Below are 13,356 nucleotides of genomic sequence, written 5' to 3'. Positions count from 1 at the left end.
GTTTACACCAAATATTATCGTAACCCTACCCATTTACCCCGTACAACTACGGACTACAGTAGTAAAATGTATAATATATCAGGGAGTGATTGGCAGGGACAAAAAATAAGCGTTGGGATGACAAATGCCACTCCCAACGCTTTATGATAGAATTTTACAATCTATGGCTTATTCCAAACCAAACAGTCCCTTGTTCAACAATTGCAGGGTCTGAGTTTTGAAGGAAGAAGGCAGCAGGATGGATACGTTGTGCTTGCTGCCGCCGTAGCTAACCATCCGCACGGGTACGGGTGTGAGGGCTTCAAACAGCCTGCTCAGTACGTTTTGCGTTTGCGCAATTTCGTTACCTACTACGGAGATGATGGTATGATCCTGCTCCACTTCGATGGTGCCGAAGGGTTCCAGTTCTTTGACGATCGCTTTGAGGTGCGTACCACTATCGATGGTAACAGACACAGCCACTTCGGAGGTGGTGATCATATCGATGGGCGTACGGTATTTCTCGAACACTTCGAAGATCTTGCGGAGGAACCCATATGCCAGCAGCATGCGGCTGCTTTTGATATTGATGGCGATGATGCCATCCTTAGCGGCCACCGCTTTTACGCCTACAGAACCGGCTTCCTGGGTGATCACGGTGCCGGCCGCTTCGGGCTGCATGGTGTTCAACAGTTTCACCGGCACTTTCTGTTGTTGTGCGGGCCATATACAGGTGGGGTGCAGGATCTTGGCGCCGAAGTAAGCCAGCTCGGCTGCTTCTTCGAAGCTCAGTTGCTCGATGGCAACCGTTTTCTTTACAACCCGGGGGTCGTTGTTGTGCATGCCGTCGATATCTGTCCAGATCTCGCATACGGATGCATTCACGGCAGCTGCCACCAGGGATGCTGTATAATCACTGCCACCACGCTTCAGGTTATCTACCTCACCGCGTACGTTGCGACAGATATAGCCTTGTGTGATGAAGAGTTTCTTGTCTTTGTTTTGCTCCAGGATGGGCATCAGTTTGGCTCTGATAGCAGACACCTGCGGCTCATCGTGGATGTCGATGCTCATGAATTCCAGTGCAGGCAGCAGGGCATGGTCGATACCCTTTTCGCCGAGGTACACACTGAAGAGTTTGGTAGAAAGCAGCTCGCCCTGGGCCAGGATGTCCTTGCTCAACGCTTCGCTGAATGATATCTTGAGTATGATGGTCAGAAATTCGAAATGCTCTGCAATGATGGCCTTTGCCTTGGCGCGGGCAGCATCGGTCTTCACCAGTTCGGGAATAAATGCCTGGTAATGAGCTTCCAGTTTATCAATCTGTTGTTTGGCTGTTTCACGATCGCCTGAAGCCATCGCGTCGCCGATAGCAACCAGTGAATTGGTTGTTCCACTAAGGGCGCTCAACACTACGATCTTGGATTCTGCATCTTTGGTGATCAGTTCTGCCACCTGATGCATACGCTCCGGCTTACCTACCGAGGTACCGCCGAATTTCATAATTTTCATGGTTTACTCTCCTGTTCCGCTACTGGCGGAGTTTTTTAGTGGGAAAATAATTTTGCAAAGCAGGCGCAAAGATAAGGGAGAATGCCATTTCGGACCCCTTATTTAGGAAATCCCGGACTTATCCGGCAAGAATCCTCAGGGCCTTTTTGAACCTCGCTTCTTTAGTCTATCTATAAAGTCGATAATCAGGGTATTATGACCTCTCCTGCCCGATGGGTAATCCGTTTTACGATAGCGTGAAGTGCTGCCCTACAGGGTAACACCGAACTTTTGGCCCAACGAGGTAAGGTCTTCAGCTACGACGTCCAGCAACGGAATGCCTTCCTGCAGGCGGCTGGTTTCCATTTCGCGTTCAGGGTCGCCCGGTATCAATACTTTTTCTTCGCCGGCCACCGGTGTTGCGCTGCGGAAGCGACGTATCCATTTATCCATGTGGAATTTGAAATCATCAGCGGGCCTGAAGGCGTCTACACGCATGGCACCAAAGAAGTGACCGATCCCATTGCCGGGCATTTCGGTGGGCATTGGTACATATGCGGGGAAAGGAGGTACCCAGGGGCCATAGTTGGCGCCGCTCAGCACGGCCGAGAATATATCGACTACGGCGCCGAGCGCATATCCCTTGTGGCTACCGTGCTCGCGGTCTCCACCGAGGGGTAGTAAGGCGCCGCCGGATTTCAGTTCGTGCGGATTGGTAGAAGGCTGTCCGTTTTTGTCCTGCACCCAGCCCGATGGTGTTTCTTTACTCTTGCGCTGTAGTATTTCCAACTTGCCATTGGCGGCCGTGGTGGTAGCCAGGTCTGCTACGAAGGCTGGCTCTTCTCCGGCGGGTATTGCCACGCAGATGGGATTGGTGCCCAGCAGGCGCTCTACCGAGAAGGTTGGCGCTACCAGGGGACTTGCATTGGTCATCGCGATGCCGATCATATCCTGTTGCAGCGCCATCATAGCATGATAGCCTGCTATACCGAAGTGGTTGCTGTTTTGCACGCTTACCCAACCGGTGCCCACCTGTTTTGCTTTATCGATGGCTACCTGCATGGCAAAAGGCGCTACGACCAGTCCGAGGCCGCCATCGCCATCTACTACCGCAGTAGAGGGTGTTTCGTGAATGATGCGGATATTGGGCTGCGTATTTGCACGCTTTGCCTCCCACAGGCGAACATAACCGGTGAGGCGGGCCACGCCATGTGAGTCTACGCCACGCAGGTCGGCCGATAGCAACACTTTCGTAGCGATATCGGCATCTGCTTCGGAGCAACCGATCTTTATGAATATCGCTTTGGTAAATTCGACCAACCTTGCGTAACTGAATATTGTTTCTGCCATAGGCGCAAGCTAAGATGTTTCAAGGTTTTTCGGGATATTCTTTCTGTAAAAGTTTGGTGCCGGCTGCCAGTGAAATTGTTATTTTTGACCCTCAACTCATTTTACTATGGTTCAGTTTGGCTATACGATCCTTTATGTGCAGGATGTAACAAAGTCTATCGAGTTCTACGAAAAGGCCTTTGGCTTTGAAAGAAAATTCATTGCTCCCGGCAATGAGTATGGAGAATTGAACACCGGCACTACTACCCTTTCCTTTGCGTCGATTGTGCTGGCCAGCTCGAATCTCAAAGACGGCTTTCTTGAAAGCAAGCTTGCCAATAAGCCCTTTGCCATCGAGATCGGATTTGTAACCGATGATGTTGAACAAACACTCAAGGTGGCGGAAAATGCCGGCGCTACTATCATTCAGCCACCTGCGCAAAAGCCCTGGGGACAAACGGTGGCTTACGCGAGAGATATCGACGGCTTCCTGATCGAGGTGTGCACACCGATGGGCTAAATGGCCAATATTATTATTAAAGGTGACAGGCGGAGCGTAACGCGTAAGCAACGGTGCATATGTTGCTGGCGTTATCCCTTTGCAGTTTGCCTGCCCAGCCGTGCATTGACCTTTTCAAGGACCGATTCGGGCTGTATCTGTTCCATGCATTTGAAATGCTTCTTCGGACATTTATCGTATCCGATCTTGGAACAGGGGCGGCATGATAGTCCTTTCACTTCCACAATATCGTACAAGGACTGCCTGCCGGGCATATAAGGATACATACCAAACTCCGGCACGGTATTACCCCATAAGGAAATGATCGGCTTGTTGAATGCCGAGGCAATATGCATGAGGCCGGTATCGTTGCTGATGATCAACCGCGCTCTTCTCACCAGGTCGGCCGATTCATTGAGGTTGAACTTGCCGCAGGCGTTGTAGATCTTCACCGGGTCGGTTTGCGCGATGCTATCGCCATTGGCGGCATCTTCTTTACCTCCCAATAATATGATGGGATGATTGATGGAGGCACAAAGTGCTTTAAGCTTTTCGAGTGGATACTTCTTGGTATTGAGGGCTGCACCGATCACTACGCCAATATAGCCGGCATGGTGAGCAGCGGGAATATCGTTCTCCTTGATCTGGTCGGCTTCGGGAATGAAATAGTCGAGCCCGGCGCCATCGTTGTGCACACCGAACGACTGCAGGGTATCGAGGTAACGATCTACAATGTGTACATCGGGTAGTTTATTGACCTTGAAATTGGTGAGCAGCCATTTCTCGACGTTGAGTTTATTGAAGGAGAATGATTTTTTGCCCAGGGCCTTCTTTACTTTCAGGGTGCGCAGGTTGTGGTGGAGGTCGATCACATAGTCGAAGTCTTCTTCTTTCAGGGTGGCGATCATGCTGTCGAAATCATCCTGCAGGTAATGGATCTTATCGACATAGGGGTTGGACCCGAGTATCGTGCGAAAGCCCGGTTTGGTGAGGTAATGCACTTCGGCGGTGAGTACCTGCTTTTTGAGGCAGCGCACTACCGGCGTAGTCAGCACAATATCACCTATGGATGAGAAACGGATGATCAGGAATTTCATAACACGAATTAAACGAATAGATTGGAAGATTGCAACCTGCCAAATTCGTGCGAAGGTAAGCCGGGAAAGTTGAACGGGAAAGGGCCAGGCCCTGTCGGATTCGGATTGTCCGAATACCCGAATTTGGTGACACTCAGCGCGTATACCGTCTAAGCAAAAAAGTGTAACTTCGTACCTGATGACACGCCATCTATCATATCATCTGCTGCCGATCATTGCAGCCTAACGCAGGCCCTGAAGCGTTTTGCTTCCCACTCTTTTAATTACCTGCGTCTACGTTTCCCACCTATTTATTTAATGGGTTATGCCTGTGTTTTCCTATAGGCCAGCATGACGTCAATTTCATTTATCATGTCGACATTACAGTCGTACGGATGGAATCATCATTTCGAACAGCATTTCCAATCTTTTCAATCCCAGGGTTTCGAAGCTGCCAGGCTGGCTGCGATACAGGGTTTTAAGCATGTATTGATCAGCGATACCGGCCCGCTCGATGCGCTGCTGGCTGGCGCACTCCTGAACAGCCGCGAGCCGGAAGCTTTACCCAAAGTGGGTGACTGGGTCGTGTTTAAACGATACGACCAGGAAGGTATCATTATAGAGGTATTGCCCAGGATCAATGAGCTAAGCCGTAAAGCGCCGGGGTCTGTAAGCGACCGGCAGGTGTTGGCCGCCAATATCGATGGGGCCTTTATTATCCAGGGGCTCGACCGTGACTTTAACCTTATGCGGGTGCAGCGTTACCTGCAGCAGGTGGTTCAATGTGGCATCCCCCCCATCGTGGTGTTGAACAAGGCCGACCTCACGGACAATGCGGAGGCATTTCGTGAAGCCGTGGAACAATTAGGTTATCAGTGTCCGGTACTGCTCACCAGCGCCCTCAGTAATGAGTGGCAGGAGCTGTGGAGCCGGGAACATTTGTTGCCTCAGCACACGTATGTGTTGATGGGGTCATCGGGCGTTGGTAAGAGCACGCTATTGAACAGCCTGTTGGGTTATCGATTGCAGGAAGAAGGCGCCACCAGCACTGCCAACAACAAGGGCAAGCATACTACTACCTCCAGGAACCTGGTATCATTGCCCAATGGAAGCATGATCATCGACACACCGGGCATGCGGGAGTTTGGTCTTACGCATGAAGAAGGCGCCAGTGTAACTTATCATCCGCTGATAGATGAACTGGCAACACAGTGCCGCTTCAGCGATTGCACGCACCAGCATGAGCCAGGCTGTGCTGTTATTGCCGCAGCGGGCAATGGCACACTACCCGGGCTGGTATACCGCAGTTACCTGAAGCTGTTGCGGGAGCAGCACCATTTCCAGGCCAGTGCGGCCGATAAAAAGCGGCATGAACGACACTGCGGCAAGATCAGCAAGCAGGTTGTCAGGCACCGGAAGGATACCAAGTATTAACAGTCGGATCGATTGCACAGGCAGATGTTCACGAAACGGCAACCAGTATAGCTGGCTATTAACAGCGATGCCTCCCGGGGGGAGGCATCGCTTTATACTATTGTTGGAGATATTTATTCCTCTATGTAATTGAGATCTTTATGAAAAGTCTCTTCGGTAAATAACGCAGCCACTATGGCTATCACCATCACTACGATACCGGTTACCAGGCCACTCTTTACATAGCCTAGCGAGGCCTGCAATCCTACAAACAGGAGCGACACGAGGTTCAGGGCTCCCCGCACTACGTTGGGTACTGTGGTGGCTACTGTTGCCCGGATATTGGTTCCAAACTGCTCGGCAGCCATGGTTACGAAGATGGCCCAGAAGCCTGTACCAAAACCGAGGAGTGCACAGGCTGCGTACATGGAATTGGGTGTACTGCCTTCAAGATTAAAATACCAGATGATGCCGATGGCTGTGAGCCCGTAGAACAGGAACAACGCCTTTTTACGACTCTGGAACCACTGACTGATCAACCCTACCACGATATCGCCTATCGAGATGGCAGCATAAGCAAACATGATTGCCTTTCCGGGGTCGATCTTACCGTCGATGCCCATGTGTTCACTGAATTCTTTGGAGAAGGAGACCAGTATGCCGATTACGTACCAGGTTGGTAAACCGATGAGGATTGCGTAAAGATATTTGCGGAAACGTTTACCATTATTAAATAAGATGCGGATATCACCCTTGGCCACTTTGGATTCCTTGATGCTTTTGAACATGCCGGATTCCAACACGCCTACTCGCAGCAGCAATAAGGCAAAGCCAAGTCCACCACCAATAAAGTAACATACGCGCCAATCGAACATCTCCTTGATGAAGAAGGCCACTACGGCACCGGTGAGTCCGATGCCCGCTACGAGTGAAGTACCGATACCACGCTTTTCTTTAGGCAGCAGCTCGCTCACCAACGTAATGCCTGCCCCGAGTTCGCCCGCCAGACCAAAGCCGGTAATGAAACGAACCAGTGCATATTGATTTACGTTTTGTACAAATCCATTGGCGATATTTCCCAGTGAATAGAGTATGATCGAAGCAAAGAGTACTTTCAAGCGCCCTTTCTTATCACCTAAAATGCCCCAGAAGATGCCCCCGAAGAGGAGTCCGAGCATTTGAATATTTATGATAAAGAGACCATCGGAAGCTATCTGGGCATCGTTAAGGCCCAGCGATCGCAATGAGGGTACCCGGATAATACTGAACAGCAGTAAATCATAAATGTCGACGAAATATCCAAGGGCAGCTACAATGACAGCAATGTTAAAAACAGAAGCAGGTTTCTGTTGCATGGCAGTTTATTCTGACGTTTGGTTTGTTGGCGGAAGTTTATCTGCCCCGGCTTTCTTTTTTCCAAAGAACAGTTTATAAAGAACTGGTGCAGTTGTTACCAGTACGATGCCTATTACAATTATTTCCAGGTGTTGCTTAAGGTCGAAACCGAAAGAAGAGAGTATCCATTTTTGGAGGAAGTGACCGGCGAAGAGCATGCTGAACACCCAGGCCAGGCAACCGATAATATTATAGTAGGTGAATTTCTTTTTGTCCATTTCCACGATGCCCGCTACGATGGGAGCGAATGTGCGGATGATGGGGAGGAATCTGGCGATCACGATGGCGCTGCCACCGCGTTGCTCGTAGAAATCATGTGCCTGATGCAGGTAATGCTTTTTAAAGAGCATATTGTCTTTCCAGGTGTACATGGCCGGTCCGATCTTTCGCCCGGTCCAGTAGCCTACCATATTTCCTAATATACCCATGACGGAGATGAGTAGCCACAGGATGATGAGGTCGAGCCATTCGTTGCGAACGTGACCCATTCCGAGTAATTGGAGTAATTCGTGGGTGATGCCGGGCTTGCCGCCTTCCCCTTCGTGGGCATAAATGCCGGCTACGAACAGCAGGGAATCGCCGGGCAGAAAGAAACCGGCGAAGAGTCCGGTCTCCGCAAATACCACGAACAGCAGGAGCCATAAACCGCCGTTCTCAATATAGAATTGTGGGTTTAATAATTGTTTCCAGTGAAAATCCAATAAGATCAGGTCCAGCAAACTCATACAACGTACTTAAAAGATTAGGTATTTGGTGTTTAGGTTTTTGCATAGGCGGATCAATTGGATTGCACCGGTCAGGCGGCCAGGTTCTCCACCTCACCGGCCTGTTCGGGCCCCAGTTCTCCTTCCCACTTACTAACGACGCTGGTGGCCAATGCATTGCCCACCACGTTGGTCATTGTACGGAACATATCGCAGAAATGGTCAATTGGCAGGATGAGGGCAATGCCTTCGGGTGGTATGCCGAACATAGCACATGTTGCGGTAACCACCACCAATGACGCCCTTGGAACTCCTGCAATGCCTTTACTTGTCAGCATGAGCACAAGGAGCATAGTAAGTTGGGTGGCGAGCGGCAGGTGAATTCCGTACACCTGTGCGATGGCGATACTGGCAAAGGTCATATACATCATACTGCCGTCCAGGTTAAAGCTATAACCCAGGGGCAGGATAAAAGAAACGATCTTGTCTTTACATCCGAACTTTTCCAGTTCCTGTGTCAATTTGGGAAATACAGCCTCACTACTGGTGGTACTAAACGCAATCAGCATGGGTGATGCGATCCGTTTAATAAGGTGAAACAGGCGCTGTTTAAGGATCATATATCCCACTCCCAGCAGAATAACCCATAAACACGCAATACCGATCAGGAAGTATAATAAATAATACCCATAAAAAACGAAGATCTGCAGGCCCTTGGTGGCGATAACGGCCGATAAGGCCCCGAACACGCCCAGCGGCGCAAAGTTCATTACATAACCCACCATCTTTAATATGATATGAGCGGCGGCGTCCAGTGCTTTCACCACAGGCTTAGCATATTCGCCCAGGCTGGCTGTAGCTACCCCAAAAAAGATACTAAATACTACCAGTTGAAGCACTTCGTTGGTTGCCATGGCCTCAATCACACTTTTAGGGAACACGTGTTCCACAAACTTGGCAAGCGAAAACTCCTGCGTCTTTCCGATCAAATCCTGCGCACCAGCCATGTCTACTCCTGTCTGACCACTGATGGCTTTTCCTGGTTCAAAGAAGTTCACCAATAACAGGCCGAGCAATAAGCTCATCAATGACGCGGAAATAAACCAAAGCAATGCTTTGCCTCCTACCCTGCCGACTGTTTTCAGATCACCAAGTTTAGCAATACCCACAACGAGGGTACAAAATACCAACGGGGAAATGATCATTTGTACCAGGCGCAGAAAGATGGTCGTGAGGAGCTTTATCTTGTCGGAAAACGATTGAACAGCCGAGATGGACGCTGCTCCATGAGCCGGACTTTTCTTGATCTCCCGAAGGTTCGCTCCTGTTGACTCCATAGCCGCGGGCGTATACTCACCTTTGGAATTGGAAACTACCAGCCAGGTACCAGCTTCGGTACTATCTTTTAGCCTTTTATAAGTGGCTGAATCCTTAACGACAGTTATATATTGTTTTACTTCTTTACCAGAAACAACAAGTGTAACCGTGTCTTTACCGGTGAAGTCTTTAGCTGGGGCATAGGTAATTGAACTGCCAGTTCCGAACAAGTTGATAAGGTAACCTACCAACACGCCAATCACCATTGAGATCAGAATATAAATCGTGAGCCTGTTTTTCTTCATGAAGGCAATTCTTATTGGGTAATGGCCTGCAATATAAGGCATAAAGGCAAATAACAATGTGTCCGATGAACGTAGTTACCATTCGCCCCAAATCCTTTCCAATGGCTCATTTTAAAATAGTCCAAATAGATTAAATCATTATCTTTCCGCCTTTATTTATCAATTTTTGGTCACATAATAAACTATAACCAACTGTATGAGTTTATTTAGGAAAAAATCTTTAACCGCCCTCTTAGCCCAGGCAGCCGATTCAGAAAAAGGCTTGAAACGAACCCTCGGCGCAGGCAACCTCGTTGCCCTTGGTATTGGCGCCATTATTGGCGCCGGTCTGTTTGTACGGACCGCAGCAGCAGCAGGTGGACATGCTGGCCCTGCTGTTACCATTTCATTCATCATTGCAGCTGTTGGTTGCGCTTTCGCAGGTTTATGCTATGCAGAGTTCGCATCCATGATCCCCATCGCGGGCAGTGCCTACACCTATGCTTATACTACCATGGGTGAGCTGGTGGCCTGGATCATCGGCTGGGCCCTCGTACTGGAATACGCCTTGGGCGCCGCTACTGTATCTATTGCCTGGAGTGAATATTTAAACAACTTGTTGGGGGGGGCAATTCCATATGAATGGTGCCACTCGCCATTGGAGTCTGCTATAGACGCCAGTGGTGTATTGCATACCGGTATCTTCAATGCACCCGCCCTGTTGATCCTGTTGCTGTTGTCGCTGCTCCTGATCAAAGGAACAGAAGAATCAGCGATCGTGAACGCCATCATCGTATTCGTTAAAGTTGCGATCGTTCTGATCTTTATCGCGATAGGCTGGCAATACATGAAGCCTGAGAATCATATTCCTTACTTCATCCCTGCTGACCATCCGGATGCTATTCTGCCCGACGGAACGCATTACTCGTACGCCGATAAGTTCAATCACGGCTTCCTTGGTGTATTGCGTGGTGCGGCTATCGTATTCTTTGCGTTCATTGGTTTCGATGCGGTATCTACTGCTGCACAGGAAGCCAAGAACCCCAAAAGAGATATGCCTATCGGTATCCTCGGTTCGCTCGTCGTTTGTACCATCCTTTATGTATTGTTCTCCTGGGTACTCACCGGCGTAGCTCCCTTCACCGACTTCCAGAACAAGGGTGGTGAAGCTTCTGTAGCTTATGCGATCAAAACATACATGAGCAACCATGCCTGGCTCGAAACACTGGTTACCATCGCCATCCTCGCAGGTTTCTCTTCTGTGATCCTGGTGATGCTGCTTGGCCAGAGCCGCGTGTTCTACTCCATGAGTAGCGACGGCCTGCTGCCCAAAGTGTTTGCCGACCTGCATCCAAAGTTCAGAACTCCTTATAAATCAAACTGGATCCTGTTTGTTTTCGTAGGCGCCTTCGCTGGTTTCATTCCTGGCCGTATGGCTGGTGACCTTACCAGTATCGGTACGCTGTTCGCCTTCGTGCTGGTAAGCATAGGCGTATGGATCATGCGCAAAAAGAACCCCGAAGTGGTGCGTCCGTTCAAAACACCGGCCGTTCCTTTCGTATCGAGCATGGGTGTATTGGTTTGTACGGCGATGATCGTGTCGCTCGACCATGTTACCCAGTTGACCGCCCTCGGCTGGATGATCATTGGTTTAGTGATCTACTTTAGCTACAGCAAAAAGAACAGTAAACTCAACACTTTATAAGCCTGGCCCGGCCAGCATAAAAAAACGTCCCGGAACTATCTCCGGGACGTTTTTTTATGCCAGCAGCTTGTTTTATTTTTGCAGCCCTGAAACGGCCCCACCCGGCTATCTTTGGGGCTCAGGACCATCAATAATATCAACGAAATCAGTAATCAATAGTTTATGGGTAGGATTTTTGAAGTACGTAAGTCTACCATGTTTGCCCGCTGGGACAAAATGGCCAAGCAATTCAGCCGTATCGGCAAGGAAATCGCCATCGCCGTTAAAGCCGGCGGTCCCGATCCCAGCACCAACCCTGCCCTGCGCCGGTGTGTGCAGAACGCCAAGAGCGTGAACATGCCCAAGGACAGGGTTGAAGCCGCCATCAAGCGCGCCCAGGGTAAGGAAATGGAAAACTATGAGGAGATCCTGTATGAAGGCTACGGACCTCATGGCGTAGCCATCCTGGTAGAAACGGCTACCGACAACCACGTGCGTACCGTGGCCAACGTGAAGTCTATCTTCAACAAAGGCAATGGCACCCTGGGTAACAGCGGCAGCGTGAGCTTCCAGTTCAAGAAGATGGGTGTGTTTAAACTGAAGCCAGAAGGCATGAACCAGGAAGATCTTGAGCTCGAACTCATCGACTTCGGCCTGGAAGAGCTGGGTGAAGGTACTGGTGAAAATGGCGAAGCCGTTCTGGTGATCCGCGTAGGCTTTACCGATTTCGGTAATATGCAGAAAGCGCTCGAAGAAAAAGGCATCACGCCCATCAGCGCCGAACTGGAATGGATTCCCGGTACTCCGGTAGAGCTGGGCGAAGAGCAAGCGCAGGACCTGCTGAAACTGGTTGACAAACTGGAGCAGGACGAAGACGTTCAGAAGGTATTCCACAACCTCGCTTAATCATGCTGCAAGGCTTTCCTTGTAGACCTTATAAGAAATGGCTGACCGTGCTGGTCGGCCATTTTCATTTCAGCCGGATATTCTTTTCAGGGATGTAGTAGAAAATATCAGTTTTTTGATGCATCGGCCGCACCGTGGTCCTGTTGCTGGCCTTGCTTTATCTCGCGGCGGATGATGGTCTTCCACTTCTTTTCATTCCTGAACCAGGAAAGGATTGACAATGAGATGCCAGCCACCAGGCTAATGACGGCGATCGATATAAGTAGATTGGAACTCACGATGGCGAACATCGAGAAGAGAAAGGCGGTGATGATGGCGCTAACTATGGTAAGTACTGGGATATACAGCGCGAAGTACGAAGCACGGCCGCCTGTACGCTGCTCTTCCCATGATTTGATGAATCGCTTTTCTTTGGCTGATAACACGGAAACTAATTTTGATCTTTAGGGTTTACAGGTTGCATCTTTAAGTCGTGATCTCACCTTTCATAAAGAATACACATTTACCTGCAATGGTAACTCGCTCTCCTGCAAAGGTACACCAGAGGTCTCCTCCGCGTTTGGACAGCTGTTTCGCCCGCAAGTTAGTCTTTCCCAGCTTTCCGGCCCAATACGGGATCAATTGAGCATGCGCCGATCCGGTTACAGGATCTTCATCCACGCCTACGACCGGGGCAAAGAAGCGGGATACAAAATCCACCCCATTGCTGCCGGGCGCTGTGATGATCACTTTTTCACCCATGCGTTTGAGGCGCACAAAATCGGGCTGGCATTTAAGTACAGCTTCTTCATTCTCCAACTCAACCAGGAAGTCGCGGTGTTTGTGCACTTCTTTGATGGGAACAAAGTTGAGGGCCACGGCGAGATCGGCGGGAAAGTCTTTTAAAAGTTGAGGTTCCCAGGCGGGGAAGTCCATCGTAATAAGATCTCCCTCGCGGGTGATGGTGAGGAGACCGCTGAGACAATGAAAACACAACGTCGGTTTATCAAACCCCAGGAGATTATAGAGTACCCAGGCCGATGCCAGGGTTGCATGCCCGCACAGGTTGATCTCGGTAGCGGGGGTAAACCAACGGATATGGTAGTCGTAACCGGTAGTGCCGGCTGGTGCAGGTACAAAAAATACCGTTTCGCTGAGGTTGTTTTCCAATGCCAGCTGCTGCATCTCTTCATCGGCGATCCATTGTTGAAGGGGGATCACGGCTGCGGGATTGCCGCCGAATAGTTTGTCGGTAAAAGCATCCACCTGGTACAGTGTAAGATTCATACAGTAAGGTTTG

At 49.9% G+C, this 13,356-nt stretch carries 12 protein-coding genes; 4 read left to right on the top strand and 8 right to left on the bottom strand.

Annotation, left to right across the window (positions count from 1 at the left end; translation table 11 throughout):
- Positions 1–168 precede the first annotated feature (168 nt).
- On the bottom strand, positions 169–1,482 hold the full coding sequence (locus P2H89_RS14835; protein WP_275828106.1) for an aspartate kinase: 1,314 nt from the start codon (positions 1,480–1,482) through the stop codon (positions 169–171).
- Between the two features lie 258 nt (positions 1,483–1,740).
- Positions 1,741–2,820, bottom strand: a complete 1,080-nt coding sequence (locus P2H89_RS14830) for an Ldh family oxidoreductase (protein ID WP_275828104.1) — start codon at positions 2,818–2,820, stop codon at positions 1,741–1,743.
- Between the two features lie 106 nt (positions 2,821–2,926).
- Here P2H89_RS14830 and P2H89_RS14825 point away from each other — a divergent pair, with 106 nt between their 5' ends.
- Positions 2,927–3,319, top strand: a complete 393-nt coding sequence (locus P2H89_RS14825; RefSeq protein WP_275828102.1) for a VOC family protein — start codon at positions 2,927–2,929, stop codon at positions 3,317–3,319.
- A 71-nt stretch (positions 3,320–3,390) separates the two neighbouring features.
- Here P2H89_RS14825 and P2H89_RS14820 read toward each other — a convergent pair whose 3' ends face one another.
- Positions 3,391–4,395, bottom strand: a complete 1,005-nt coding sequence (locus P2H89_RS14820; RefSeq protein ID WP_275828101.1) for a glycosyltransferase family 9 protein — start codon at positions 4,393–4,395, stop codon at positions 3,391–3,393.
- A gap of 351 nt (positions 4,396–4,746) precedes the next feature.
- Here P2H89_RS14820 and rsgA point away from each other — a divergent pair, with 351 nt between their 5' ends.
- Positions 4,747–5,808 (top strand): ribosome small subunit-dependent GTPase A, encoded by a 1,062-nt coding sequence (gene rsgA, locus P2H89_RS14815; RefSeq protein WP_275828099.1) that lies wholly within the window; start codon positions 4,747–4,749, stop codon positions 5,806–5,808.
- A gap of 113 nt (positions 5,809–5,921) precedes the next feature.
- Here rsgA and P2H89_RS14810 read toward each other — a convergent pair whose 3' ends face one another.
- The 3 genes from P2H89_RS14810 to P2H89_RS14800 all read right to left on the bottom strand — a co-directional run bounded on the left by P2H89_RS14810 (position 5,922) and on the right by P2H89_RS14800 (position 9,508).
- Positions 5,922–7,142, bottom strand: coding sequence for an MFS transporter (locus P2H89_RS14810; RefSeq protein ID WP_275828097.1), 1,221 nt, complete (start codon positions 7,140–7,142; stop codon positions 5,922–5,924).
- A 6-nt stretch (positions 7,143–7,148) separates the two neighbouring features.
- The gene (locus P2H89_RS14805; protein WP_275828095.1) at positions 7,149–7,907 is read right to left on the bottom strand and encodes a VTT domain-containing protein; all 759 of its coding nucleotides are present in this window, start codon (positions 7,905–7,907) and stop codon (positions 7,149–7,151) included.
- 71 nt (positions 7,908–7,978) lie between these two features.
- Positions 7,979–9,508: a dicarboxylate/amino acid:cation symporter gene (locus P2H89_RS14800; RefSeq protein ID WP_275828093.1), complete on the bottom strand. Its 1,530-nt coding sequence runs from the start codon at positions 9,506–9,508 to the stop codon at positions 7,979–7,981.
- Between the two features lie 262 nt (positions 9,509–9,770).
- On the opposite strand from P2H89_RS14800, the gene P2H89_RS14795 reads away from it, so the two are divergent.
- Positions 9,771–11,192 (top strand): amino acid permease, encoded by a 1,422-nt coding sequence (locus P2H89_RS14795; RefSeq protein WP_275828091.1) that lies wholly within the window; start codon positions 9,771–9,773, stop codon positions 11,190–11,192.
- A gap of 162 nt (positions 11,193–11,354) precedes the next feature.
- Positions 11,355–12,077 (top strand): YebC/PmpR family DNA-binding transcriptional regulator, encoded by a 723-nt coding sequence (locus P2H89_RS14790; protein WP_275828089.1) that lies wholly within the window; start codon positions 11,355–11,357, stop codon positions 12,075–12,077.
- Between the two features lie 107 nt (positions 12,078–12,184).
- Here P2H89_RS14790 and P2H89_RS14785 read toward each other — a convergent pair whose 3' ends face one another.
- Both P2H89_RS14785 and P2H89_RS14780 read right to left on the bottom strand, forming a co-directional pair.
- Positions 12,185–12,502 carry a hypothetical protein gene (locus tag P2H89_RS14785; RefSeq protein ID WP_275828087.1) on the bottom strand — a complete coding sequence of 106 codons (318 nt, stop codon included), beginning with the start codon at positions 12,500–12,502 and terminating at the stop codon, positions 12,185–12,187.
- Positions 12,503–12,542: 40 nt separating this feature from the next.
- Positions 12,543–13,343 carry a PhzF family phenazine biosynthesis protein gene (locus P2H89_RS14780; RefSeq protein WP_275828085.1) on the bottom strand — a complete coding sequence of 267 codons (801 nt, stop codon included), beginning with the start codon at positions 13,341–13,343 and terminating at the stop codon, positions 12,543–12,545.
- Positions 13,344–13,356 lie beyond the last annotated feature (13 nt).

It is taken from the genome of Paraflavitalea sp. CAU 1676 (assembly GCF_029223285.1).
Lineage (GTDB): Bacteria > Bacteroidota > Bacteroidia > Chitinophagales > Chitinophagaceae > Paraflavitalea.
The sequence above is the reverse complement of the archived record's forward strand: the minus strand, read 5'-3'. Positions and strand labels throughout refer to the sequence as shown.